The sequence below is a fragment of the Lysinibacillus sp. 38-6 genome, assembly GCF_046245175.1.
Taxonomy (GTDB): domain Bacteria; phylum Bacillota; class Bacilli; order Bacillales_A; family Planococcaceae; genus Lysinibacillus.
This window is the reverse complement of the sequence record NZ_CP176417.1, coordinates 3160563-3185367: the sequence shown is the minus strand read 5'-3', so window position 1 is coordinate 3185367 and position 24805 is coordinate 3160563. Positions and strand designations below refer to the sequence as shown.

The window sequence follows — 24805 nt, the reverse complement described above, 5'->3', positions numbered from 1 at the left end:
GTGTCACGCCTCACTCCCATTCACTCGAACAGCCATGACAGCAAAGTATGCACCTAGTATAGTTAAACGATGTTGATTTTTAATTTATTCCTTTTAGTTCGAAGCATAGAGCAACAGCGGCTCTATGCTTTTTTTATGGCGTTGTATCGCTCCAATGCCCGGGCTCTCGCCGTTTTATGATCCACCATTGGCAACGGATAGTTGTCACCTAATGTAATACCGGCCTGCTCTAAAATAGTGGCAGGTGCTGTATGTGGGGCGTGAATATATTTGGACGGCAGCTGTGCTAATTCTGGTACCCATTTTTTAATATACGTACCAGCCGTATCGAACTTCTCTCCTTGTAAGGAAGGATTGAAGATACGGAAATAAGGAGCGGAGTCGATACCTGTGCCGCTTACCCATTGCCAGCCCATGGCATTATTTGCCGCATTAAAATCGAGCAATGTATGCTCAAACCAAGCATAGCCCTCCTGCCAAGGCTGTAGTAAATGCTTTACTAAAAATGACGCTGCCACCATTCTTACGCGATTATGCATATAGCCTGTTTCCCAAAGCTCACGCATACCTGCATCAACAAGTGGATACCCCGTTTGGCCACGTTTCCAAGCATCAAGACGATCAGCATGAGGCTCCCAATCAAAATGCTGAAAATTACTGCGTAAGGAGACAGTAGAAAACGTAGGAAAATGCAACAATTGATAGATCGAAAACTCTCGCCATATTAGTTGTCTTAAAAAGCTTTCGATTTGTTGAGCAAAGATAGCGTTGTCCTCCTCATCCAATAACTCCTGGCAAGTAGCCCATAGAGAACGGATGCTTATATTCCCTGCTGCAAGAAATGGAGACATTTTAGAGATTTTTTCTTTGGCAAGGTCATCGCGCTTATCCTTGTAATCAAATACGTTACTTTCGAGGAAAGGCGTCCATTGCTCCATAGCCCCATCTTCTCCAGGACACCAATAGTTGTTAAATTTAACATACCAGTTACCATGTAGTAGCTGTAATTGTTCTAATGCAAGCGATGCAACAGTCATTGGAAAAGCTTTTAAAGTAGCAGGACTTCCAAGTGGTTTCCTGGCGTGCTCTTGCAAACAGCGTTTATAAAATGAAGTGAAGATCGCATACGGTTTATGTTGCTGATTAAAAATGGCTGTCAGGTCAAATAATGAATCTCCGTAAAACGTTTTGACTTCAATATCTTGTGCTTGTAAAAGAGTAGTAAGCTGTTCATCTTCAGAGCGTTCACTTTCACTAAAACGCTCGTTAAAATATACGGCGTCAGCTTGCGTATCTAATGCTAACTGAAGTACTTCGGTAATAACCTCTCCTTGTCGTAAAATAAGCGGCATGTTATAGCTACGCAATGTAGTTTGTAGATGTTGTAGTGAATAGTAAGTCCAATAATTTTGAGCCTTGTCTTGCGCTTGTAATTGGGCATTATGAATATAGACGGGTAAAATGGCTCCCGTATTGGCTGCATGCCATAGAGCAGGGTGATCTGTTAGGCGTAAGTCGTTGCGGAATAGCACAATTATTTTTTTAGACATCTTGCATCATCCTTTAATTTGAAAATAAGATAGGTTCGTTCAATAATGAATTTATAAATATTAATCAGGGAGGAACATATGAAAACACTCTTCAATCGCCAAGTAATTATCACGTCTATTGTGGCAGGCTGTTTATTTGGAGCTTTTTTGAAAGTGGTTGAAAGGTTAACAGACAGCCGCGTGTATACATTACTATTAAATGTCGATTATATACCGATTATCAAAAATTTTCGCTTCCCGGAAGTAATAGAATTCACATTCCATCTCATCATCTCGTGGTTATTAACAGCCATAGTATGCGCTATTCGCAATAAGTATAAATGGAATAACACAAAGTTAATGAGATATAGTGTCTTGATACAGCTATTTATAGGATGTATGTTGTTCCCTACAACCAATTTCTCGAACCGGACACCGATGATAACAGATTTTACAGCATTGAGCTGGTGGCTAGTTGGTCATATAGTGTATGGGGTGATGATAGGGGTGCTGTTGAAAAAAAGAGAATAAAGAGAAATCAATTTTCGCAAAATGGACATCATTGTTTGGAGAACTTGAAAAAAATTCCGTAGTAGCTTTCTACTCAATTTGCACTAAATTAATAGATTATTCACAAATAACTAATTATACTGAAAAATCACTCTAGACTAAATATAAAGAATGTTTTACAATGTAAAAGGCTTAATTGAATATAATCTAGCTTTAAAAATAGATAGTTATAAATAATTATTTTTGCTATTGAGGATTAGCATTAGATTGTTTATAATTATCAGAAATATCTAACATTTGAGAATTTTCAGGGGGAATTAATTATGAAACAGAACAACAAGCTTAAAAAGTTCGGCTCACTTCTAGTAGCTTCTTCACTTCTTGCAGGCGTACTTGCAGGTTGCGGCGCTGGAGACGGTGATTCAAGTTCAGGAGGCGGCTCATCATCAGGCGGCGGTTCAAAAGATGGAGATACAATTAAAATCGGTGCAAACTTGGAGCTTTCAGGTAACGTAGCTTCATACGGTTCTTCAATCGGATTAGGTGCAGAGCTAGCGGTGAAGGAAATTAACGATGCTGGCGGTATTGATGGTAAAAAGATCGAGCTTATTAAAGTAGATAACAAATCAGAAAACTCAGAGGCAACTGCGGCAGCTATTAAACTAGCAACGCAAGATAAAGTAGTAGCGATGCTAGCTCCTGCGACTTCTGGTAATACAGTTGCAACAGTTCAAATTGCGAATGACAACAAAATTCCAATTGTAACTGGTTCTGGTACAGCGCCAAATATTACAGTAAATGATGATGGCAGCATTAATGAATATGCTTTCCGTACGTGTTTCATTGACCCATTCCAAGGGATTGTAGCAGCGAACTTTGCTTCAGGTGAAATTGGCGCGAAAAACGTAGCTATCTTTGGAGACAATGCTTCTGACTATGCAAAAGGTTTAGCAAAATCATTTAAAGAAACTATTTCTAAAAATGGTGGGAAAGTTGTGAAAGAGGAAGCTTATGTAGCGAAAGATACAGACTTCCGTACACAATTAACAAACATTAAATCAGCGAATCCAGACTTCATCTTTATCCCTGGATATTATGAAGAAGTTGGTCTAATCGTAAAACAAGCGCGTGAAATGGGCATTACAGTACCACTAATGGGCGCAGACGGTTGGGATTCTCCAACTTTAATTGAGTTAGCTGGAGCAGAAGCACTGAATAATACGTACATTACTAACCACTACTCTGCAGAAGACCCAGATCAAAAAATTCAAGACTTTGTAAAATCATTTAAAGCAGCAAATGGCGATAAAGCACCGGATGCCTTTAACGCACTTGGTTACGATTCCATTTACTACATTGCAGATGCTATCAAACGTGCTGGCTCTACTGATGGAGAAGCAATTAAAAATGCTTTAGCTGAAACAAAAGATCTTTCTTTAGTAACAGGTACTTTCTCAGTTGACGAAAACCATAACCCAATTAAAACAGCAACAGTTCTTGAATTTAAAGACGGTAAACAAGTGTTCAACTCTAAAGTAAATCCTTAATTTTTAAGCAAGGGGGAGGCGGGCAACCTGCCTTCTCTTTTATTTTTTAACAGACAACTAGACTAATAAAAATAAGCATAGATTCTAGCATAAGGAATCGGAAATAACTTTTTATGAGGGACACGAGTTTTTCTGCATTCAATTTAACTATGTAGAAATAGGTCCCGTTTTTGCATTCCTCAAAAAAAACAAAGGAGTGAAGGCTCATGGAATGGATACAACAGCTTGTGAATGGTGTTTCACTAGGTAGTATCTACGCGTTAATAGCGTTAGGGTATACGATGGTATACGGTATTATTAAGCTCATTAACTTTGCCCACGGTGATGTTTTCATGATTGGGGCATTTATTGGCTTTTACGCTATTGCTAAATGGGAGCTAGGTTTCTTCCCAGCATTATTATTAGCAATGGCAGTTTGTGCAATTTTCGGTGTGTTAATTGAACGTATTGCCTATAAACGTTTACGTAATGCAACGCGTATTGCAGCGTTAATTACGGCAATTGGTGTATCACTATTAATCGAATATACGACGATTTTCTTCAGAGGCGCTCAGCCAGCAGCTTATCCTGAAGTGATTAAAAATCGAACATTTGATGTTTTCGGTGTTCAAATTAGCAGTACGTCTATTTTAATTTTATCTGTCGCTATCGTACTGATGATTTTATTACAATTCATCGTACATAAAACAAAAATCGGTAAGGCAATGCGTGCGGTTTCACATGATGCAGATGCGGCACGCCTAATGGGTATTAACGTAGATAATACCATTTCAGCAACATTTGCAATCGGTTCTGCTTTAGCTGGTGCTGCAGGTGTTATCTTCGGTGTGTATTATACGAAAATCGACCCGTTAATGGGGGTTATTCCAGGAGTTAAAGCATTTATCGCTGCAGTACTTGGGGGTATTGGTATTATCCCAGGTGCAATGGTTGGCGGTATGTTACTAGGTGTCGTGGAATCCATGGTAAGTGCACTCGGCTTCTCTTTATGGCGCGACGCAGCGGCATTTGTCATTTTAATTTTAATTTTGATTTTCAGACCATCGGGTATTTTCGGTAAAAACGCCCGCGAGAAAGTGTAGGTGAGCGGTAATGATGAAGAAGTCTAAAGTTTTCTGGGGCTACGCCATATTAGCGCTAGTCATCTATGTAGTTGTTCAGGCTCTTATTTCAATGGAAGTAATCGATTTGTATTATAAAAATATGTTAATCACAATGTGTATTAACATTATGCTAGCTGTCAGCTTGCACATCGTTATCGGAATTACTGGCCAATTCTCTATAGGGCACGCTGGTTTCCTTGCAGTAGGTGCTTATATTTCAGCTATTATTACAACAAAACTAATGCTACCGTTCCCGTTAGCCATTTTCTTAGGGGCGCTTGCAGCAGCAGTAGCTGGGTTAATCGTAGGTATTCCAACGCTACGTTTAAAAGGGGATTATTTAGCCATTGCAACACTTGGTTTCGCGGAGATTATTCGTATCGTCTTTTTAAATACGGATTATGTCGGTGGGGCAGCAGGGATGCAGGTTAAATATTTATCGAATTGGACATATGCATTCATTGGTGTTGTTTTAACGATTTTAGTCATTGCTAACTTTACAAATTCTCGCCATGGGCGTGCGTGTATTTCAATCCGTGAAGATGAAATTGCGGCAGATGCTATGGGGATTAATACAACTTACTATAAAGTTGTAGCATTTGCGATTGGATCTTTCTTTGCCGGTCTTGCAGGGGCCATTTTTGCACATAACTTCTACATTATTCAGCCGACGACATTCGGTTTCTTAAAATCTTTTGATATTTTAATTTACGTTGTTCTTGGGGGCTTAGGAAGCTTATCTGGTTCTGTTATCGCTGCAATATTTTTAACGTTGATTTCAACATACTTAGCGAACTTCCCAGAAACACGAATGATTATTTACAGCTTAGTGTTAATCATTGTTATGCTATACCGTCCAACAGGGTTAATGGGCACAAAAGAAATTACAGACTTATTTAAGTTTGGTAAAAAAGGAGGTACAAAATAATGACTGGAAACCTTCTTATCAAAGTGGAGAATATGGGCATTCAATTCGGTGGTTTAAAGGCGGTACAGGGCGTTAATATGTACCTAAATCAAGGTGAATTAGTAGGCTTGATTGGACCGAATGGTGCAGGTAAAACAACAAGTTTTAACATGTTAACAGGGGTGTATACACCGACAGAAGGAACGATTACATTTGCCGGTTTAAAGATTAATGGCCTTCCCCCTTATCAAGTAACACAAAAGGGCATTAGCCGTACGTTCCAAAACATTCGCCTTTTTAAAGAATTATCGGTTTTAGATAATGTAAAAGTAGCGAACCATTCACTAGCTAAACATTCGCTATGGTCGTCTATTTTCCGTTTGCCGAGTCACTTTAAAGGTGAAGAAGCAATGGAAAAGCAATCAACGGAATTTCTAAAAATATTTGGCTTAGATATTTATAAGGACGAACTGGCTAAAAACTTACCATACGGGATGCAACGCCGTCTGGAGATCGCGCGGGCATTAGCGGTAAATCCGAAACTATTATTATTGGATGAGCCAGCAGCAGGGATGAATCCACAAGAAACACACGACTTAATGGAATTAATTGCATTTATTCGTAAGGAGTTTGGTTTAACGATTTTGCTAATTGAGCACGATATGAGCTTAGTAATGGGAATTTGCGAACGAATTTACGTACTAGATCATGGGCAATTAATCGCTGATGGGACACCAGAGGAAATTCGCAACAATCCAAAGGTAATTGAAGCTTACCTTGGTGAGGAGGTTATCAGCTAATGCTAAAAGTACAAAATATAGATGTATTCTATGGAAATATTCAAGCTATAAAGGGCGTCTCTTTAGAAGTTAATGAGGGAGAGATTGTGACATTAATCGGTGCGAATGGTGCTGGTAAAAGTACATTATTAAAAACCTTGTCAGGCTTACTAAAACCTAAGGGGGGCATTATCGAATATGAAGGTTTCTCGATTGCAGGTAAGGCTGCCCAAACAATCGTAAAATCAGGTATTTCACATGTGCCGGAAGGGCGCCGTGTATTTGCCAATATGTCAGTTGAGGAAAACCTTGAACTAGGGGCATATCTTCGTAACGATAAGGCGGGTATTAAGAAAGATATGGAGCATGTCTTTGAGTTATTCCCTCGACTGTTGGAGCGCCGTAAACAGCAATCAGGCACATTATCTGGCGGTGAGCAGCAAATGCTCGCAATGGGGCGTGCGCTCATGGCTAAGCCGAAGCTGTTATTAATGGATGAGCCATCAATGGGGCTTGCGCCACTTATGGTAAAAAATATCTTTAATATTATCGAAAAGGTTAATAAAGAAGGTACAACAGTCTTGCTTGTAGAGCAAAATGCCAATATGGCCTTATCGGTAGCTGACCGTGCATATGTACTGGAAACAGGACGTATTGTCTTGTCGGGTACAGCGAAAGAATTGCAAGAAAGCGAACAAGTAAAAGCAGCTTATTTAGGTGGCTTATAACAGGAAAAGGTGTCTCGATCTAGCTTCGAGATGCCTTTTTTATGTGGAAGAACGTTGCCATGATAGATAGAAGTAGCGTTTAGCCTTAACTTTTTGGTAAGGTGGAAAAAAGGAGTGAAGTTAGATGCAATATTCTGCACAATATTTTATTGAAAAATTAGCTTTAGATCAACATCCTGAGGGAGGATACTATATATCTTCGTTTCGCTCAACGGAGGACATAGCTGTAAGGGAAGTAACAAGACCAATTTATACGAGTATTTATTTTTTATTACGCTCTCAGGATATTTCACATTTGCATCGTTTACAATCAGATGAACTTTGGTATTATCATGCGGGCAGCCCGTTAACTGTGCACATGATTTACCCTGATGGTACATATGAGGCGAAAAAGTTAGGGTTAAATTTAGAAGCGGGTGAAGTACCGCAAGTTGCAGTGCCAAAAGGGACAATTTTCGGATCGTCTGTTGATGATGACAACACATTTAGTTTAGTAGGCTGTATGGTAGCACCTGGTTTTGATTTTGAGGACTTTGAGTTATTTACGCAAGCTGAGCTGTTAGCAGATTATCCGCAGCATGAAGCGGTTATTCGCAAAATGGCTTACGAGACGATTGCATAGCATTAAAAGAAAAAGTGGTAGATTGACTGCACATCAATCTACCCCTTCTTGCTATGCGCGGCATGCCCTCACTATCATTATTTTGCAGTGTACTGAAGCAGTTTAAATAATTCTGTGCGCTCTTTATCTGTTAAATCGCGCCATTGTCCAACCTTTAAATTACCAAGTTTAATATTCATAATACGAACGCGTTGTAATCGTTTAACAGAGTAGCCTAATGCTGAACACATACGACGTATTTGTCGATTTAAGCCTTGTTCTAAAATAATTTTAAATACTTTGTCTGAAATTTTTTCAACATGACAAGGCAATGTGGTTGTATCTAAAATATCAACACCGGCACCCATTTTTTTAATAAATTGCTCTGTAATCGGCTGATCAACTTGGACAATATATTCTTTTTCATGATGGTTTTCTGCACGTAAAATTTTATTCACAATATCTCCATCATTTGTTAGTAATAATAATCCTTCTGATTCTTTATCTAGTCGACCAATATGGAAAATGCGTAAAGGATGATTTACAAAATCAACGACATTTCCTTTAATATGACGCTCTGTTGTACTTGTAATACCTACTGGTTTATTTAAGGCAATATAAACGAGTTGCTCCTCCTTTTTTACCTCTTTGCCATCCACACAGACTAAATCACCAGCTTCTACTTGGCTACCGACAGTAGCAAGAACACCGTTAATCGTTACTTTACCTTCTTCGACCCATTTATCAGCACCGCGGCGAGAGACGATGCCAGTCTCACTTAAATATTTGTTAATTCTCATAATGTTCTCCTATACATTTATATTAGCTTAAGTATACCCTATCGTCGGAAATACAGTGAATGCTAGAAGCTTTTCTAGCAAAAATAAATATTGTGAAATTTTATTTTTAAAAGTTGAAATAATTATTAATTTCTGACAATATATTGGGTAAGAGGGTTTCTATGAAAATATCGTTATTTCGATATGGAATAACGATTTTTCTAGATATTTTCTCATTATTTTGTGTAAAGGGGAGAAGTAAAATGGTTTATGCATTTCCAAACACTGAAGGATCAGTAGTTCAATTCAAAGAGAGATATGAAAATTACATTGGTGGAGAATGGACACCTCCAGTGAAAGGTCAATACTTTGATAATGTTACTCCTGTTACTGGACAAGTTTTTACACAAGCAGCGCGTTCCTCTGCAGAGGATATTGAACTTGCGCTTGATGCAGCACATGCAGCAAAGGATGCGTGGGGACAAACATCCGCTACAGAGCGTGCAAACATTTTACTTAAAATTGCGGACCGTATTGAACAAAACTTAGAAAAGTTAGCCGTTGCCGAAACATGGGACAATGGTAAGGCGGTTCGTGAAACATTAAATGCTGATATCCCTCTAGCAATTGATCATTTCCGTTATTTTGCAGGGGCTTTACGTGCACAAGAAGGCGCGCTAAGCCAAATTGATAATGATACAGTAGCCTATCATTTCCATGAGCCAATCGGGGTAGTCGGCCAAATTATTCCTTGGAACTTCCCAATATTAATGGCTGTGTGGAAACTAGCTCCTGCTCTTGCAGCTGGAAACTGTGTTGTACTAAAGCCAGCAGAGCAAACGCCAGTTTCTATTATGGTGCTAGTAGAGTTGATTGGTGATTTATTGCCACCAGGCGTACTAAATGTTGTGAACGGTTTCGGTTTAGAAGCAGGAAAACCACTTGCATCTAATCCACGTATCGGCAAAATTGCCTTTACGGGTGAAACGACGACGGGCCGTTTAATTATGCAGTATGCGTCACAAAATCTTATTCCAGTTACATTAGAATTGGGCGGAAAGTCTCCGAATATTTTCTTTGAAGATATTATGGATGAAGATGATGCCTTTTTAGATAAAGCAGTAGAAGGCTTTGTATTATTCGCTCTTAACCAAGGTGAAGTATGTACATGCCCTTCCCGCGCATTAATTCAAGAATCCATTTACGATAAGTTTATGGAGCGTGTGTTACAACGTGTTGAATCAATTCAAGTTGGAAATCCACTTGATCCGAATACGATGATGGGTGCACAAGCTTCAAGCGAGCAAATGGAAAAAATTCTGTCTTACTTAGATATCGGTAAGCAGGAAGGTGCAGAATGTCTAATTGGAGGCGAGAAAAATAATGTAGGTGCAGGCTTTGAAAATGGCTACTACGTTAAACCAACTGTCTTCAAAGGTCATAACAAAATGCGCATTTTCCAAGAGGAAATTTTCGGACCAGTTGTTGCCGTAACAACATTTAAAACAAAAGAAGAGGCATTAGAAATTGCCAACGATACATTGTATGGATTAGGGTCAGGTATTTGGACACGTGATATGAATACAGCTTACCGCTTCGGTCGTGGTATTCAAGCAGGGCGTGTTTGGACAAACTGCTACCATGCATACCCGGCTCATGCGGCATTCGGCGGCTATAAAATGTCAGGCATCGGTCGTGAGACACATAAAATGATGCTATCTCATTACCAACAAACGAAAAACTTATTAGTGAGCTATAACGAAAATAAACTTGGTTTCTTCTAATCAGTAAGGAGGTGCTAACGCGTGGTAGAACGTGTATTAGCAACGGAAGAAGCGCTGGCACTAATCGAATTATTGAAGGAAAAACATGGACCGGTTATGTTTCATCAATCAGGTGGATGCTGTGATGGTTCCTCCCCGATGTGTTACCCTGACGGAGATTTACTATTAGGTGATCAAGATGTCTGCTTAGGTAAGGTAGGGGACACACCATTCTATATGCATAAAAACCAATATGATTATTGGAAGCATACACAAATTATTTTAGACGTAGTTGACGGCAGAGGCGGTATGTTCTCTCTTGAAGGCGTAGAAGGTAAACGTTTTTTAACAAGGTCTAGAGCGTTTTCCGCAGAAGAGCTAAAAGTGTTAGGTTTAATTGAATAATTTAATGACAGCGGCAAAAGTTTATTTGTCGCTGTTTTTTATGCTAATTTTTTTGGAAAAGAAGTTGTAGGTTTACGTTATTTGGGGAATTTCGCAATAATAAATAATGCTGTAATCGTTCTTGTAGGGTCTGGGTTAATAGTATTTTTCTGATTGTCCGCTCAATCATAAGATAGCCCCCATTCATCTTGGATACTATTAATTAAAGCATAAATACCTAATCATAAACATTAAATTATGTTTACTTTTTATGTTAATTATTACAAAGTGATTGAAATTTTTCGACAGAAATTTACGTAAAATGAGAAAAGGAGGGTGATGAAGATGGATATTGTTATAATTGAGAACCAATTTACATAAACGGTTAAGGCTGTATCGAAAATTGCAGGCTGGACTGTCGATTAAAAAATTATATTAGCTATTGCCAGCACATACGTCGCTTCGGGAAGTTTTTGATGCGAAAAAATATAGTAGAAGAAATAAAAAACAAACATCTATAGGTTAGCAAATATGATGGAGCAAGATGGTACGGAGCATCAAAGTAAATCAGGTTTAGTTTATGATGTTAAAGTTAAGCAAGGTTGGAGTGTAAAATAATTAAATATGAATAAATTATTATTGAATACTACAAATAACGAAGAATTAGAAAAACTACTACTCATAAATGTATTAGGTTTAATTGAGGCTTTAAAAAAAGATTTATTAACAATCGAAGAAACTGAAAAAGTTTTATTTAACCCTTATACTATGGATTTATTACAGTCTAAAGGAATTTCAAAAGAAATATTAGAAATTATTCATTTAGGCACTGAATTAGAAGATATAGTGAGTCTAATGTCTGAAAAATTATTTGAAAGTTTAAGCGAAATTGAACATAAAAGTATTGCTCAATTAGAACAAAGAAAAGCATATAAATTTCGAAATAAAGTTATTGAATCAATAAATTGATTTATTTGATTTGAAGTAGTAGTAGAAAGAGGTCAATTGGTACTTCTCTAGAGCAGCTCGTTTTATCATGCTAAACGAGCTGCTTTTTCTATACTGTGTTATACAAAGATTAATTTTCAAATGAATAAAGGTCAACTTCAGCAAATTATTGATTTGTATCATGAATTAAAGGGTATGAAATTGTTGAAGTGGCATCGAGAATTTGTTTTATTTATGGCCGTGCAAATCAATCTTTATGATTTGTCTAAAGGGCAACAATCACTGTCAATGGCGATCATGTCTTCTATGGAGTTACGCATTCAAGCACAACAAGCAGTGATGCTATCCACGCTTACTGCAGCAGCTGTAGCGTCAAATTCTAGCACTTCATGATAAACTAAAGGGGAACAGATTATTTCGGAGGTGTATTTGAAGATGAACGAAACGAAGCTTTGGATAAATGGGCAATGGCAAGCAGCAAAAGAAACTTATGAATTAACATCACCATACAATGGTGATGTTATTGCAAAGGTTGCAAAGGCATCTGTTGCAGATGTTGAGCAAGCAATAGAAGGTGCCCACGATGCCTTTCTTTCATTTAAAAAAACAACTGCCTACGAACGTGCCGAAATTTTATATAGAGTAGTCGACATTATGCGACGTCGAAAAGACGAATTGGCAGATATTTTAGCGCGAGAAGCGGGCAAGCCTATTTCAGCGGGTTTACCGGAAATCGAGCGCACCATCGCAACTTATCAGTTTGCAGCTGAAGGAGCCAAGCAGGTGAAAGGTGAGACGGTGCCGATGGATGCGGCACCAGGAGCTGGTGATCGTATAGGCTGGACAAAACGTGAGCCGTTAGGTGTTATTTCTGCAATTACACCATTTAATTTTCCATTTAATTTAGTTGCACATAAATTAGGTCCTGCCTTTGCGGTAGGTAATACAGTCGTGTTAAAGCCGGCAACACAAACACCACTTAGTGCCATTGTAATGGCGGAAATATTTAAGGAAGCTGGACTACCAGATGGCGTATTACAAATCGTTACAGGTAGTGGTGGCGAGTTAAGTGATACACTCGTGACACATCCATTGGTGAAAAAAGTAACCTTTACTGGAAGTGGTAAAGTTGGATTAGGCATTAAAGAAAAAGTAGGTTTGCGTAAAGTGACGTTAGAACTTGGCTCGAATGCTGCGGTTATTGTTGAGCCATCGACACCGATTGATAAAATTATAGCGCGTTGTGTTAGCGGAGCGTTTAGCTTTGCGGGCCAAGTGTGTATTTCATTACAACGTATTTATGTACATGCCTCCATTGTAGATGCCTTTACAAAAGCATTTGTAGAACAAACAGAGAAACTTGTAGTCGGTGATCCACTCGATAAAAATACAGATGTCAGTGCGATGATTAATCCAAATGAAGTAAGTCGTATTCGACAATGGATTGAGGAAGCACAAACGCAAGGTGCAGTGGTAGCTACGGGCGGAACCTTTACAGAACGTACGTTGACGCCAACAGTGATGACAAATGTGACGGCCGATATGAAAGTCGTTTGTCAGGAAACATTCGCGCCAATCGTGTCAATTGTTTCATATGAAACATTAGACGACGCCATTCGACTAGTGAATGAGTCGGAACTTGGCTTAAATGCAGGAATTTTTACGAATGTCTTACCAGATGCATTGCGTGCGGCAGATGAATTGCAAGCAGGTGCTGTTATTATTAATGATATACCAACTTTCCGTGTTGATAATATGCCTTATGGTGGCGTGAAAATGAGCGGCTATGGTCGAGAAGGTATTAAATGGGCAATCGAGGAAATGACGGATATGAAGTTTATTACGATGAAAAAATCTTTCTAAATTTGCAACAATGCTTTTTCTACGATACGATGACGAAAGAACATGACATGAAGGGGAGTTACAAGAACTATGACAACCAATGCTGTACCAATGAGCCAATCGCGTACGGTTCAGACGCGTCTCGTATTACCACCGGATACTAATAATCACAATTCCATTTTTGGCGGAAGAGTGTTAGCTTATATCGATGAAATTGCTGCCATTACAGCGATGAAGCATGCAAAAGGGCATGTTGTGACAGCTTCTATCGATTCAGTTGATTTTTTATCTGCTGCCCATGTAGGTGATATTCTTGAGATAGAAAGTATTGTGTCTTCCACTGGGCATTCATCTATGGAAGTGTATGTCCGTGTAATATCTCGTAACATTGAAACAGGGGAAGAAAAATTAACAACAGAATCGTTTGTAACGATGGTTGCAGTGGATGATGACGGGAAACCTAAGGCTGTTCCGGCTATTTTCCCAGAAACGGATGCAGAAAAACGGTTGTTTGAAACAGGTCCGGCTCGACGAGAGTTTCGTAAGCAAAAACGTGCTTTGGCACATTAAATACCAAAAGGAAATTGACACGATGGGGTCAATTTCCTTTTTCTTTGCCTTAAATATTTAATTCATTGACTACATTAATTAATGAGTCAGATGATGAGGAAACGAGTGTCGCTCCTTCTGATAACTCGGTAATTAATGTTGAAATGGCTGATATATCTCTAGCGGTATTGACATATTGCTGTTGAATGCCTGAAACAGCATCTGCAATATCATTGAATGATTTCGATAAGTTTGTTTGTGTTTCAACGCTATGCTGGATTTTTTGGTCCACATTGATAACTGAACTTGCCATTGTTGTAATATTACTTTCTGTTTCTTTGATTAAGTGTGAAACGTTTTGAACAGCATTTTTCGTTTCTTCTGCAAGCTTGCGAACTTCCTCTGCTACGACAGCAAAGCCTTTACCATGTTCCCCAGCACGAGCAGCTTCAATTGAAGCATTCAGTGCTAATAAATTCGTTTGGTCAGCGATGCCTGTGACAAGCCCGACAATTTCAGAAATTTTTTGTGATGACGTACGTAGCTCGTTCATCGTCACTTCAAGGCCATTAACGCTTTGCAAAATAACGTGTATTAATTCATTTTGCTCTTGTAATTGCTGTTGCCCACGTTTCGATTTGTCCTGTGTATCTGCAACAAAGTTCAAACCTTGTTTAGTTGCTACTGCAATATCATCCGTTTGAGAAGAGATGACTAATAGAGAAGCGGCAGTTTCCTCGCTTATGGCATTTAACTCTTCTGCTGTACTTTGAATGGTTGTCACAAGTGCATGTTTTGTTTGATCAGCAAGGTGGCGAATGCGATCTTCTTCTTTTTCATAAGCCTCAATAACAAGCTGCTGTTCAAAGTTAATGATTTTGCAGAAGGCATTGATGGCACGTATCGCATCGTGTTTGGAAATATCTAAATCATTCGCAAAGCGTGTAAAAGTCGACGTTAATGATTGGAATGAAGCGATATACCATTTGGATTGCAGGCCGATTCGAACATGGGTCTCTGCAATGGCTTTTCTTTCTTTAATGTATGCGTCATTAATATGACTCTCAAAAATATCACTTAAATGCTTATGTAAAGTCACTTTTAAACGATCAATTTGTGATGTTCTGTTAATAATGTCTAATAAATTTTGACTTAAGCTAATAGCTGCATAAAATTGATCGACCATTTCAGGAATAACATTTTTAACTAAAGGTTGCAATTGTTTAATGATAGCTAAATCTTCAGTTGTTAAGTCTAATAACTGTAATTGTTTTTCAAGCTTTGGATAATTAGAAACATCTAATTGTACGTGTTGTGTAAATTGTTCGGGTGTTAATGTAATTGAATAACCATTCTTCTTCGTAAACCAACTCATTGTTGTCTGCTCCATTCTTTATAAATCCATAATAATGATTGTAATTGAAGACCGCTTTGTGAATATTTTGTTAGGTTTGTAAATTTGGTGAATATATGGTATCTAGTCTATTCTACTATTTTTCGCGGGATATTTGGTTAAAAATTTCAGATATTTCTATATTTTTTTATTTGAAACGCAAATGGTCGTCTATAGTGTGTGTCCTAGCATTTTCTTTTAAAGAAATAGAGCGATTTGAATTTCATTTAGGAAACCTGTAAAATACGAACTGTTTAGTTTTACAAAAATATGTAGGTGAGAGAAAAATAGTATTGAGGAGGTATTGCATGGAAAAGAAGCGCTTTAAGTTTGTCATTCCTGTAATGGTGATTGTGGCAATTGGTTCTGTTTATATGTTAACTAATTATTACGCAGATGTACCTGACCTAAACCAATTATTAATCACAATTTGTGCAACACTTGTATCAGGTGTACTCGCATACTTTTTATTCCCGCAACAAGGTGACAATAAAGTGGATGATCGAGGTCCCTATTAAGAACATCAACTAGTTAAAAATCCGCGTTTCGCCTTCCTTGCGCAAAGCACGAGTCACAATATTAGACTCTCGTGCCTCATTTGCCCTCGGAACGTTTGCGCGGATTTTCTTTCGTTTAAATAAGCAGTTATATTACGGTTTAAATAATTTGAACCAGCCTCTTGATTTAAATAGTGCTAGCATAAATAATACAAGCAATAGCATAATACCGAGCACGATAAAATAGCTGTAGCGGCCATGGAGCTCGGGCATATTATCAAAATTCATGCCGTACACACCAGCAATAAATGTTAAAGGAATAAATATTGTAGAAACAATCGTTAACATCATCATGATGCCATTCATACGGCTAGAGGTCATGGCCATATAGCTATCACGCATATCAGCTGTCAGCTCACGATTAGATTCGACTATTTCAGTGAGCTTGGCTAAATGGTCGTGTATATCACCAAAATAAGCTCTTTCTGATTTTTTTAGTGCAAAGCGGTATGAGCTAAGTATCCGATATAGGAGATCGCGCATCGGTAAAATCGTACGCCGTAAATGGAGCAAATCGCTACGAAATTCAAAAACTTTTTGCATGGCATTTACGTTATTTTGGTAAGTTAGTTCATCTTCCAATGCATTCAAATGATCCTCAATTTTATAGACAAGTGGGAAATAACTATCCACGATTTGGTCTATCGTTTGATAGGTTAGGAATACGGTCCCACGTTCCCAATATTTTGGGTGCTCTTCTAAAAGCTTTTTTACTTTATCAATTTCAGGTGTTTCATTTTTATGAAACGTCACAATAAAATCATCAGCAAGAAAAATGTTTAATTCCTCTGCTATTAACGTTTCCTCATTGAATTTATGAATAACGAAGAAATGATAATCATCGTAAAAATCGAGTTTTGGTCGTTGTAAACGCATTAAGCAATCTTCAATCGCCAGTGGATGGAAGTGAAAAAATGTATCGAGCAGTAGCTCTTCTTTTGTTGTGGGGCAACTAAAATCTACCCAATACCATTCATATTGATTGTGCTTAATGTCTTCAAGTGGGAAGTCCTTGATTAATTGTTGATCTTTCGTCATGGCCATCGTGCGAATCACGGCATTCACCTCAAATCTGTTTTATCGCATGTTTAAGTTAGCACGGCGTCTCAGGAGACATTTTAACGGAAAGATCATTACGAATGTCTTACCTTATGCTTTATAGCATACCCAACCAGCAAAAAGTGTCGTAGCAAAAAACCTCGATGGTTGTGTAAAGCCTGCCTGTTGTAAAAGTGCAACAATATCCTCTTCACCCATAAATGATAGCGAGCGGATGGACTGCTCCATGTTGGCTAAATCAGCAGCTGAAATTTTTGTATGTTGTCGCCAATAGGCGCGCCATAGGTCAAATTGAAGCTCGGTTTCAACAGAGTTTAGTTGTCCGTATTTAGAGACAAGAACAAATGGTGCTCCTGTTTTTAAATGGCTTGCAATGCCTTGCAATGTAGCAAGTTTCTCCTCATAGGATTCGATAAAATGAAGAACGAGTATACAGCTAGCTGCATCAAACTTTTTTGTAGGTATCGATGCAGTTAGTATGGTTCCTTGTAGTAAAGATATATCATTAGTTAATGGTTGAAGGCGATTTTCCGCAATTTCCAACATAGCTTCAGATGGATCGATACCGACAAACGACCAATGAGGACGTTGTTCAGCTAACTGTAATATTTCATTACCGCTGCCTGAGCCAACAACTAACAAACTAGCATTCTCATGTAATGCAGCTTGATAAAAAGTTTTCGTTAGACGAAGCAGGGCATCATAACTTGGCAAAGTGCGCCGAATGCCCTTCTCATATTCATTAGCAAGCGTGCTATTAAATTCCATACTGTATCACGTACCTTTCAAATAAATTTTTAAAAAGCAGAAACATTTGAAACTATTTAGCGTATAGTTCCGTAAATAGGAGTATAACTAATAAAGACACACTGCAAAGGAAGGTTCATAATATATGGATACAAAATGGTCTAAGGTAATCATACATGCCAGCGCGTTTTTTGCGCCATTTTTAGTGCCGATTTTATTTTTCCTCATTAGTTCAGATGAAGAAGTAAAAAGCATTTCGGTGCAAGCTTTATTGTTCCAAATCGTGATGGGCATATTGATTGTAATTGCTGGTATTTTCTCTTTATTATTAATCGGTTTACCATTCTTACTAATATTCATCGCTATGGTATACATCGTACCAATTATCGGAATCGTGAAGGCTTTTTCAGACATACCATGGCGCTACCCAATTGTTGGTCGCTGGGTATAATTTTTAATGACGCAAGTCTATGCTAACAGCATATGCTTGCGTTTTTTCTATAGGCAAAAAGGGTACATTATAGGCATGAACCACATTTAGCTTAATTGGCTGCCATATGCTAATAACTAATTCCCTTTTTTCTTCAATCTACGCACAGGCGATACCAACGATTTTCAGTGGGTAAAATGGCTAAAGATTTTGCTTTACACAAATCGGTGTGCGAAATAATTGCAATTATTTTCAAGCGTTTTGTATAATATACTCAAAGATAGTCAAAGATAGTCAAAGTCAGTGAGGTAAGCGAGGTGTATTCCTAAAGTGCGTAATATTTCAGACATCATAGAAGGCTACTTAAAGCAAGTACTTGAATTAGGTGGAGAAGGGCATATTGAAATTAAACGTAGCGAAATCGCCGATAAATTTCAATGTGTGCCCTCACAAATAAATTATGTAATTAACACAAGATTTACAGCCGAGCGAGGTTACCTTGTTGAAAGTAAACGAGGTGGTGGTGGGTACATTCGAATTTTACGTGTCCGTGCAAACTCACAAATTGATTTGATCGATGATGTGCTCCTGCAAATTGAAGGTGGAGCCTCACAAACGGTTGCAGAGGGTGTTGTCTATCGTTTAATTGATGAGCAGGTTATTTCAAAGCGAGAAGCGAAATTAATGTTAGCAGCGGTTGACCGTTCGACCTTAGATTTACAATTACCTTTGCGGGATAGCATTCGCGCGAAAATTTTGCGAGCGATGTTAACAACCATTAAATATGAAAAGCAAAAATAAAGAGGTGATGGAAATGATTTGCGAACATTGCAAACAGCGCAATGCGACAGTAACTGTGACACAAGTTCAAAATGGGCAAAAGGTGGAGCACCATTATTGCGATGTCTGTGCCTCACAGTTCCATCCGTTCCATGCAGAGTTTAAACAAGAGCCTGTATCGATTCAACAATTATTATCCAATTGGTTTGGCTCACCTACATGGCAAAAAGTTGGAGAGAAACAGCAAGCGCCACCTCAGCAACAAACATGTCCACAATGTGGATTTACGTATAAACGATTTTTAAAAGAAGGTAAATTTGGCTGTACCGGTTGTTATGATACGTTTAGCGAGCATTTGCCAAAGCTGTTTAATCGTATTCAAGCGGGACCGCAACATATAGGTAAAATGCCTGGTGCCCGCAACAATGTTTTTGTTATTAAAAAACAAATTGAAGATATCCGGAAGCGTATGAAAGCCGCAGTGGACGATGAGCAATTTGAGGAAGCAGCGAAACTTCGTGATGAAGCAAAGGAACTTGAACAACAGCTACAATTCGAAGGTGGTGATGTGTCATGATGATTGAATCGTTTTTAGCGCGTGCTACACCTACATGGATGGAGATGGAGGATGATTATTCAGATATTGTCATTAGTACACGCATTCGCCTTGCTCGAAACTTAGATGGTTACCGTTTCCCTTTAGTTTTCTCAGAAGATGAAGCATTACAAGTTGAGCAAGCTGTCACCCATGCCATACAGGATAGTACGAAGTTGCAAGAAAAATATTCTTATTTTTCCATAAAAGATTTAACACCGTTACAACGTCAAATATTAGTAGAAAAACATTTAATTAGTCCGCAGCTGGCTAAAAAAGAGCAAGTTGGCTCCATGCTGCTGTCTGAAGATGAATCGATTTGCATTATGGTGAACGAAGAAGACCATTTACGCATTCAATGTATGACAGCGAGTTTTCAACTTCAAAAGGCTTACGAGCAGGCGAATCATATTGATCGTGCCTTAGAAGGAGCTTTGCCATACGCATTTCGCGATAATTTTGGCTATTTAACAAGTTGTCCAACCAATATTGGTACTGGATTGCGTGCTTCTGTTATGATGCACCTTCCCGCACTAACGCTGACAGGCCAGATGAATCAAATCATTAATGCCATGACGCGTTTGGGTATGACCGTTAGGGGTATATACGGTGAAGGTAGTGAAAATTTAGGGAATATTTATCAAGTATCGAATCAGATTACATTAGGGAAAACAGAAGAAGATATTTTAGCTGATATTCAAAGTGTAGCTGAAAAAATTATTCAAAAAGAACGTCAGGCGAGAAGCAAGCTACTGGAAAAAGCACAACTTGCTTTAGAAGATCGTGTGTATAGAGCTTTAGGTACATTAACACATGCTCGCATTTTAACAAGTGATGAAGCTGCTACTTGCCTATCGAATGTCCGTTTAGGGGTAGATTTACAGTTGATTCATAATATTAAAGCAACCACTTTAAACGAGTGTGTTGTCAGCATGCAACCAGGATTTTTACAACACTATGCAGGAGAGGTTTTACCACCTGCTGAGCGAGACAGAGTACGAGCAAAAATGCTGCGTGAGGCATTATTTTTAGAAACGATGAGTAAGCCTATTATAGGGGGAAAAGGAGAGGATTCATATGATGTTTAATCGTTTTACACAACGCGCACAAAAAGTATTACAGCTTGCACAGGAAGAGGCAATTCGTTGGAAGCACGAATCAATAGGAACAGAGCACATTCTTTTAGGGCTTATTCGTGAAGGTGGTGGTATAGCTGCGAAAGCATTAGAAGCCATCGATATTAGCCCTCAAATGATTGAAGCAGGTATTGAAGAGTTAGTCGGTAAAGGAACAGAGGATGTAGGGCCAATCGTTCACTACACACCTCGCGCCAAAAAAGTAATTGAACTATCGGTTGATGAGTCACGCAAATTAGGCCATTCCTATATTGGCACGGAACATTTATTATTAGCGCTTATTCGTGAAGGTGAAGGAGTTGCCGCTCGCGTACTAAATAATGCAGGTGTCGGCTTAAATAAAGCCCGTCAGCAAGTATTACTGCTGTTAGGCAATAATGATAATGCACAGTCTGGACAACAGGCAACACAGGCTGCGAACACACCAACTTTAGATAGCTTAGCGCGCGATTTAACACAAATTGCCCGCGAAGGTTCATTAGACCCTGTTATTGGTCGAAGTAAAGAAATTACACGCGTTATTGAAGTACTATCACGTCGTACAAAAAATAACCCTGTGCTTATTGGTGAGCCAGGTGTAGGTAAAACAGCCATCGCTGAAGGTTTAGCACAACAAATTATTAATAATGAAGTGCCAGAAATTTTACGCGACAAACGTGTAATGACGCTAGATATGGGGACAGTTGTTGCCGGCACAAAATACCGTGGTGAATTTGAGGACCGTTTGAAAAAAGTAATGGATGAAATTCGTCAAGCAGGCAATGTTATTTTATTCATTGATGAATTGCATACATTAATCGGTGCAGGTGGAGCAGAAGGTGCTATTGATGCTTCAAATATTTTAAAACCGTCTTTAGCACGTGGTGAATTGCAATGTATTGGTGCCACAACATTAGATGAATATCGCAAGTACATTGAAAAAGATGCCGCTTTAGAGCGCCGCTTCCAACCAATCCAAGTGGATGAGCCAACGGTTGAAGAAGCAATTCAAATTATTCATGGCTTACGCGATCGCTATGAGGCACATCACCGTGTGAAAATTACAGATGAAGCAATTGAAGCAGCTGCAAAAATGGGTGACCGTTATATTTCAGATCGCTTCTTACCGGATAAAGCCATAGATTTAATCGATGAAGCGGGTTCAAAAGTACGCTTACGTTCATTCGCAGTGCCACCAAATTTAAAGGCGCTAGAAGATAAGCTTGAAAATGTACGCTCTGAGAAAAATGCAGCGGTATCTGGTCAGGAATTTGAAAAAGCTGCATCATTAAGAGATACAGAGCAAAAGCTAAAAGACGAAATTGAAACAACACGTAAAACATGGAAAGAAGAACAAGGCAAAGCCGAATCAAAAGTTACAGTAGATGATGTGGCAGCTGTTGTTTCTATGTGGACGGGAATTCCGGTAGCGAAAATTGCTCATGAAGAATCAGCGAAACTATTACATCTTGAAGAAGAATTACACAAGCGAGTTGTTGGGCAAGGCGAAGCGGTCGAAGCGATTTCACGTGCGATTCGACGCGCAAGAGCGGGCTTAAAAGATCCTAAGCGACCAATTGGTTCATTTATTTTCCTAGGTCCTACTGGGGTCGGTAAAACAGAACTTGCCAGAGCGCTAGCGGAAGTAATGTTCGGTGATGAAGATGCGATGATTCGCGTAGATATGTCCGAATATATGGAAAAACATTCAACTTCACGTTTAGTCGGTTCACCTCCAGGCTATGTAGGCTTTGATGATGGTGGTCAGCTAACGGAAAAAGTACGACGTAAACCATATTCGGTTGTGTTACTTGATGAAATTGAAAAAGCACATCCAGACGTTTTCAATATTCTACTGCAAGTACTTGAAGATGGTCGTTTAACAGATTCTAAAGGTCGTGTCGTTGATTTCCGTAATACGGTTGTGATTATGACTTCAAACGTTGGTGCAGATGCGCTAAAATATCAAAAAAATCTTGGCTTCAGCTTAGGAAGCTCCGAGTCGAAGCATAAAGATATGAAGGGCACAATGCTAGAAGAACTGAAAAAAGCATTCCGTCCTGAATTCCTCAACCGTATCGACGAAATGATTGTGTTCCATTCTTTAGAAAAAGAACACTTAAAAGAAATCATTTCGATGATGGCGAATACGTTAACAAAACGTCTACAGGAACAAGATATTACGTTAGAGTTAACAGATGCGGCACTGAATAAAATTGCAGAGGAAGGCTATGATCCTCAATATGGTGCCCGTCCACTGCGTCGTGCATTGCAAAAACAAGTGGAAGACCGTTTATCGGAAGAACTACTAAAAGGCAATGTCGAAAAAGGAAACCAAGTCGTAATTGATTATGTTGATGAAGACTTTGTTGTGAAGAAAAAAGAAGGCGTTTCGATTTCTAAATAAGCAATTCACAAGAAGACAGCGAGGCCTATAGTGCCAAGCTGTCTTTTTTTATGTAAAATGAATATAAGAACAAATATTCGAGGTGGTACGATGGCGAAGAAAAAAACTAAATTTGTCTGTACAGGTTGTGGCTATGAATCTGCAAAGTGGATGGGGCGCTGTCCAGGATGTGGTGAGTGGAATAAAATGGTTGAGGAAGTGGAGGTCGTAGCAAAAGGGCCACGTGGAGCTTTCCAACATTCAGCAACAGTAACGCAAAAGGCGATACCGATTATCCAAGTAGAGGCAGCGGAGGAGTCTCGTGTAGCAACGGAAATGGGCGAACTCAATCGTGTGTTAGGTGGCGGTATCGTCCCAGGTTCACTAGTTTTAATTGGTGGTGATCCGGGGATTGGGAAATCCACGTTATTATTACAAGTATCTGCATTGCTTTCGAATAAAGGACATCGTGTGCTCTACATTTCTGGTGAGGAGTCTATTCGCCAAACGAAGCTACGTGCAGAACGTTTAGGTGTAATCTCACAAGAGCTTTATATTTATTCGGAAACGAATTTAGAGTTATTAAACCAAACGATTGATGATGTCCAACCGAAGTTTGTGATTGTCGATTCTATTCAAACGGTGTTTCATCCAGAGGTGACGAGTGCACCTGGTAGCGTGTCGCAAGTACGTGAATGTACAGCGGAGCTTATGCGAATTGCCAAGACGAAGGGCATTGCTATTTTCTTAGTTGGACATGTGACGAAGGAAGGGCAAATTGCGGGGCCACGTATTTTAGAGCATATGGTGGATACAGTGCTGTATTTCGAAGGAGAACGACATCACAACCATCGAATTTTACGAAGTCAGAAAAACCGCTTTGGCTCTACAAATGAAATTGCTATCTTTGAAATGCTTCAGGGAGGCTTAAAGGAAGTTTTGAATCCGTCAGAGTTGTTTTTACAGGAACGTTCCCAAGGTGCTGCAGGTTCGACGATTGTAGCATCGATGGAGGGGACGAGACCGATTTTAGTAGAAATTCAATCGCTCGTAACGCCAACAAGCTTTAATTATCCAAAACGGATGGCAACTGGCGTGGACCAAAATCGAGTGCAATTGCTAATGGCAGTGCTGGAAAAGCGAATGGGCCTCATGCTACAAGCACAAGATGCATATATTAAAGTTGCTGGTGGTGTAAAGCTTGATGAGCCTGCAATTGACCTAGCGGTGTTGACAAGTATCGTATCGAGCTTTAAGGATCAGGCAGTGCGTGCTACCGATTGCTTTATTGGCGAAGTAGGTTTAACAGGTGAGGTTCGTCGTGTAACACGCATTGAGCAACGTGTGATTGAGGCGGCAAAGCTAGGCTTTAAGCGAGCGTTTATTCCTGCTTCAAATATTGGCGGCTGGGATTTCCCGCAAGGTATTGAAATTGTCGGTGTGGAAACAATTAAGGATGCATTGAATGCTTGTTTTAGAGAGTTGTAATGATGAGAAAGGCATAGCGTAGAAAACGCTCGGTCATTACCTATAGCGAGTAATGTTTTATGAAAAAAGTGCATGTTGGGCGATTTCCTAACATGCATTTTTACTCATTGTGCTGTGCACAAAAATTGCTTGAAATTGGATAACATTTTTTGCGGGAATTACGAATCTCTTAAGGCTTCTAGAACGTCACATAAACTGCAAGAAAAATAATAATGTTTTGATGGGCTGAAAAAAGATTTTCTACCGCAAAATATGTATAATCGAAAATAAGAATTGGAGGTGACAG

The 24805-nt window shown here is 39.0% G+C and carries 25 protein-coding genes; 20 read left to right on the top strand and 5 right to left on the bottom strand.

What is annotated here, in order from left to right:
- Positions 1–122: 122 nt before the first annotated feature.
- Positions 123–1550 carry a cryptochrome/photolyase family protein gene (locus ACKVEV_RS16375; RefSeq protein WP_409367355.1) on the bottom strand — a complete coding sequence of 476 codons (1428 nt, stop codon included), beginning with the start codon at positions 1548–1550 and terminating at the stop codon, positions 123–125.
- A gap of 78 nt (positions 1551–1628) precedes the next feature.
- Here ACKVEV_RS16375 and ACKVEV_RS16370 point away from each other — a divergent pair, with 78 nt between their 5' ends.
- The 7 genes from ACKVEV_RS16370 to ACKVEV_RS16340 all read left to right on the top strand — a co-directional run bounded on the left by ACKVEV_RS16370 (position 1629) and on the right by ACKVEV_RS16340 (position 7725).
- Positions 1629–2060 carry a hypothetical protein gene (locus ACKVEV_RS16370; RefSeq protein WP_409367354.1) on the top strand — a complete coding sequence of 144 codons (432 nt, stop codon included), beginning with the start codon at positions 1629–1631 and terminating at the stop codon, positions 2058–2060.
- Between the two features lie 302 nt (positions 2061–2362).
- Positions 2363–3586 (top strand): ABC transporter substrate-binding protein, encoded by a 1224-nt coding sequence (locus ACKVEV_RS16365; RefSeq protein WP_409367353.1) that lies wholly within the window; start codon positions 2363–2365, stop codon positions 3584–3586.
- Between the two features lie 206 nt (positions 3587–3792).
- A complete protein-coding gene (locus ACKVEV_RS16360; RefSeq protein ID WP_402927357.1) occupies positions 3793–4668 on the top strand; it encodes a branched-chain amino acid ABC transporter permease in 876 nt (291 codons plus the stop codon).
- 13 nt (positions 4669–4681) lie between these two features.
- Positions 4682–5617, top strand: coding sequence for a branched-chain amino acid ABC transporter permease (locus ACKVEV_RS16355; RefSeq protein ID WP_409370575.1), 936 nt, complete (start codon positions 4682–4684; stop codon positions 5615–5617).
- Positions 5617–6396 (top strand): ABC transporter ATP-binding protein, encoded by a 780-nt coding sequence (locus ACKVEV_RS16350; protein ID WP_409367352.1) that lies wholly within the window; start codon positions 5617–5619, stop codon positions 6394–6396. Before ACKVEV_RS16355 ends, ACKVEV_RS16350 begins: the two co-directional genes overlap by 1 nt.
- Entirely contained in the window at positions 6396–7103 is a 708-nt protein-coding gene (locus tag ACKVEV_RS16345; protein WP_409367351.1) for an ABC transporter ATP-binding protein, read from the top strand. The genes ACKVEV_RS16350 and ACKVEV_RS16345 overlap by 1 nt, the downstream gene beginning before the upstream one ends.
- A gap of 124 nt (positions 7104–7227) precedes the next feature.
- The gene (locus tag ACKVEV_RS16340; RefSeq protein WP_409367350.1) at positions 7228–7725 is read left to right on the top strand and encodes a cupin domain-containing protein; all 498 of its coding nucleotides are present in this window, start codon (positions 7228–7230) and stop codon (positions 7723–7725) included.
- 77 nt (positions 7726–7802) lie between these two features.
- Here the strand turns inward: ACKVEV_RS16340 and rluF are convergent, their stop codons facing one another.
- Complete coding sequence (gene rluF / locus ACKVEV_RS16335; RefSeq protein ID WP_409367349.1) at positions 7803–8504, bottom strand: 23S rRNA pseudouridine(2604) synthase RluF; 702 nt, start codon at positions 8502–8504, stop codon at positions 7803–7805.
- Positions 8505–8746: 242 nt separating this feature from the next.
- Here rluF and adh point away from each other — a divergent pair, with 242 nt between their 5' ends.
- The 6 genes from adh (at position 8747) to ACKVEV_RS16305 (ending at position 13990) form a co-directional block, all read left to right on the top strand.
- Entirely contained in the window at positions 8747–10267 is a 1521-nt protein-coding gene (gene adh / locus ACKVEV_RS16330; RefSeq protein ID WP_409367348.1) for an aldehyde dehydrogenase, read from the top strand.
- A 21-nt stretch (positions 10268–10288) separates the two neighbouring features.
- Entirely contained in the window at positions 10289–10651 is a 363-nt protein-coding gene (locus tag ACKVEV_RS16325; protein WP_409367347.1) for a DUF779 domain-containing protein, read from the top strand.
- 603 nt (positions 10652–11254) lie between these two features.
- Complete coding sequence (locus ACKVEV_RS16320; protein WP_409367346.1) at positions 11255–11599, top strand: DUF3969 family protein; 345 nt, start codon at positions 11255–11257, stop codon at positions 11597–11599.
- 120 nt (positions 11600–11719) lie between these two features.
- Positions 11720–11971, top strand: a complete 252-nt coding sequence (locus ACKVEV_RS16315; RefSeq protein WP_409367345.1) for a hypothetical protein — start codon at positions 11720–11722, stop codon at positions 11969–11971.
- A 42-nt stretch (positions 11972–12013) separates the two neighbouring features.
- A complete protein-coding gene (locus ACKVEV_RS16310; protein ID WP_409367344.1) occupies positions 12014–13441 on the top strand; it encodes an aldehyde dehydrogenase family protein in 1428 nt (475 codons plus the stop codon).
- 69 nt (positions 13442–13510) lie between these two features.
- Positions 13511–13990, top strand: coding sequence for an acyl-CoA thioesterase (locus tag ACKVEV_RS16305; RefSeq protein WP_409367343.1), 480 nt, complete (start codon positions 13511–13513; stop codon positions 13988–13990).
- 49 nt (positions 13991–14039) lie between these two features.
- Here the strand turns inward: ACKVEV_RS16305 and ACKVEV_RS16300 are convergent, their stop codons facing one another.
- Positions 14040–15344: a protoglobin domain-containing protein gene (locus ACKVEV_RS16300; protein WP_409367342.1), complete on the bottom strand. Its 1305-nt coding sequence runs from the start codon at positions 15342–15344 to the stop codon at positions 14040–14042.
- A 326-nt stretch (positions 15345–15670) separates the two neighbouring features.
- Between ACKVEV_RS16300 and ACKVEV_RS16295 the strand changes: the two genes are divergently transcribed.
- Entirely contained in the window at positions 15671–15880 is a 210-nt protein-coding gene (locus ACKVEV_RS16295) for a hypothetical protein (protein WP_409367341.1), read from the top strand.
- Positions 15881–16012: 132 nt separating this feature from the next.
- Here ACKVEV_RS16295 and corA read toward each other — a convergent pair whose 3' ends face one another.
- Together corA and ACKVEV_RS16285 are read right to left on the bottom strand one after the other, a co-directional pair.
- Positions 16013–16975 (bottom strand): magnesium/cobalt transporter CorA, encoded by a 963-nt coding sequence (gene corA, locus ACKVEV_RS16290; RefSeq protein WP_409367340.1) that lies wholly within the window; start codon positions 16973–16975, stop codon positions 16013–16015.
- Positions 16976–17068: 93 nt separating this feature from the next.
- Entirely contained in the window at positions 17069–17746 is a 678-nt protein-coding gene (locus ACKVEV_RS16285; RefSeq protein WP_409367339.1) for a class I SAM-dependent methyltransferase, read from the bottom strand.
- Between the two features lie 124 nt (positions 17747–17870).
- Between ACKVEV_RS16285 and ACKVEV_RS16280 the strand changes: the two genes are divergently transcribed.
- From ACKVEV_RS16280 to radA, 6 genes are all read left to right on the top strand, one after another.
- Positions 17871–18176 carry a DUF4870 domain-containing protein gene (locus ACKVEV_RS16280; RefSeq protein WP_409367338.1) on the top strand — a complete coding sequence of 102 codons (306 nt, stop codon included), beginning with the start codon at positions 17871–17873 and terminating at the stop codon, positions 18174–18176.
- 309 nt (positions 18177–18485) lie between these two features.
- Complete coding sequence (locus tag ACKVEV_RS16275; RefSeq protein ID WP_340821721.1) at positions 18486–18956, top strand: CtsR family transcriptional regulator; 471 nt, start codon at positions 18486–18488, stop codon at positions 18954–18956.
- 13 nt (positions 18957–18969) lie between these two features.
- Positions 18970–19512, top strand: a complete 543-nt coding sequence (locus ACKVEV_RS16270) for a UvrB/UvrC motif-containing protein (RefSeq protein WP_409367337.1) — start codon at positions 18970–18972, stop codon at positions 19510–19512.
- Positions 19509–20618 carry a protein arginine kinase gene (locus ACKVEV_RS16265; RefSeq protein WP_409367336.1) on the top strand — a complete coding sequence of 370 codons (1110 nt, stop codon included), beginning with the start codon at positions 19509–19511 and terminating at the stop codon, positions 20616–20618. The genes ACKVEV_RS16270 and ACKVEV_RS16265 overlap by 4 nt, the downstream gene beginning before the upstream one ends.
- On the top strand, positions 20608–23052 hold the full coding sequence (locus ACKVEV_RS16260; RefSeq protein ID WP_409367335.1) for an ATP-dependent Clp protease ATP-binding subunit: 2445 nt from the start codon (positions 20608–20610) through the stop codon (positions 23050–23052). Before ACKVEV_RS16265 ends, ACKVEV_RS16260 begins: the two co-directional genes overlap by 11 nt.
- A 90-nt stretch (positions 23053–23142) precedes the next feature.
- On the top strand, positions 23143–24519 hold the full coding sequence (gene radA / locus ACKVEV_RS16255) for a DNA repair protein RadA (protein ID WP_401012497.1): 1377 nt from the start codon (positions 23143–23145) through the stop codon (positions 24517–24519).
- Positions 24520–24805 lie beyond the last annotated feature (286 nt).

What these genes read in the sequence shown, in the direction of transcription:
- ACKVEV_RS16285 (WP_409367339.1), bottom strand. Translation starts at nt 17,746, where the DNA reads ATGGAATTTAATAGCACGCTTGCTAATGAATATGAGAAGGGCATTCGG.
- ACKVEV_RS16315 (WP_409367345.1), top strand. Translation starts at nt 11,720, where the DNA reads ATGAATAAAGGTCAACTTCAGCAAATTATTGATTTGTATCATGAATTA.
- ACKVEV_RS16355 (WP_409370575.1), top strand. Translation starts at nt 4,682, where the DNA reads ATGAAGAAGTCTAAAGTTTTCTGGGGCTACGCCATATTAGCGCTAGTC.
- ACKVEV_RS16345 (WP_409367351.1), top strand. Translation starts at nt 6,396, where the DNA reads ATGCTAAAAGTACAAAATATAGATGTATTCTATGGAAATATTCAAGCT.
- adh (WP_409367348.1), top strand. Translation starts at nt 8,747, where the DNA reads ATGGTTTATGCATTTCCAAACACTGAAGGATCAGTAGTTCAATTCAAA.
- radA (WP_401012497.1), top strand. Translation starts at nt 23,143, where the DNA reads ATGGCGAAGAAAAAAACTAAATTTGTCTGTACAGGTTGTGGCTATGAA.
- ACKVEV_RS16350 (WP_409367352.1), top strand. Translation starts at nt 5,617, where the DNA reads ATGACTGGAAACCTTCTTATCAAAGTGGAGAATATGGGCATTCAATTC.
- ACKVEV_RS16360 (WP_402927357.1), top strand. Translation starts at nt 3,793, where the DNA reads ATGGAATGGATACAACAGCTTGTGAATGGTGTTTCACTAGGTAGTATC.
- ACKVEV_RS16370 (WP_409367354.1), top strand. Translation starts at nt 1,629, where the DNA reads ATGAAAACACTCTTCAATCGCCAAGTAATTATCACGTCTATTGTGGCA.
- ACKVEV_RS16365 (WP_409367353.1), top strand. Translation starts at nt 2,363, where the DNA reads ATGAAACAGAACAACAAGCTTAAAAAGTTCGGCTCACTTCTAGTAGCT.
- ACKVEV_RS16310 (WP_409367344.1), top strand. Translation starts at nt 12,014, where the DNA reads ATGAACGAAACGAAGCTTTGGATAAATGGGCAATGGCAAGCAGCAAAA.
- ACKVEV_RS16340 (WP_409367350.1), top strand. Translation starts at nt 7,228, where the DNA reads ATGCAATATTCTGCACAATATTTTATTGAAAAATTAGCTTTAGATCAA.
- rluF (WP_409367349.1), bottom strand. Translation starts at nt 8,504, where the DNA reads ATGAGAATTAACAAATATTTAAGTGAGACTGGCATCGTCTCTCGCCGC.
- ACKVEV_RS16320 (WP_409367346.1), top strand. Translation starts at nt 11,255, where the DNA reads ATGAATAAATTATTATTGAATACTACAAATAACGAAGAATTAGAAAAA.
- ACKVEV_RS16280 (WP_409367338.1), top strand. Translation starts at nt 17,871, where the DNA reads ATGGATACAAAATGGTCTAAGGTAATCATACATGCCAGCGCGTTTTTT.
- ACKVEV_RS16260 (WP_409367335.1), top strand. Translation starts at nt 20,608, where the DNA reads ATGATGTTTAATCGTTTTACACAACGCGCACAAAAAGTATTACAGCTT.
- ACKVEV_RS16265 (WP_409367336.1), top strand. Translation starts at nt 19,509, where the DNA reads ATGATGATTGAATCGTTTTTAGCGCGTGCTACACCTACATGGATGGAG.
- ACKVEV_RS16305 (WP_409367343.1), top strand. Translation starts at nt 13,511, where the DNA reads ATGACAACCAATGCTGTACCAATGAGCCAATCGCGTACGGTTCAGACG.
- ACKVEV_RS16375 (WP_409367355.1), bottom strand. Translation starts at nt 1,550, where the DNA reads ATGTCTAAAAAAATAATTGTGCTATTCCGCAACGACTTACGCCTAACA.
- ACKVEV_RS16300 (WP_409367342.1), bottom strand. Translation starts at nt 15,344, where the DNA reads ATGAGTTGGTTTACGAAGAAGAATGGTTATTCAATTACATTAACACCC.
- ACKVEV_RS16270 (WP_409367337.1), top strand. Translation starts at nt 18,970, where the DNA reads ATGATTTGCGAACATTGCAAACAGCGCAATGCGACAGTAACTGTGACA.
- ACKVEV_RS16295 (WP_409367341.1), top strand. Translation starts at nt 15,671, where the DNA reads ATGGAAAAGAAGCGCTTTAAGTTTGTCATTCCTGTAATGGTGATTGTG.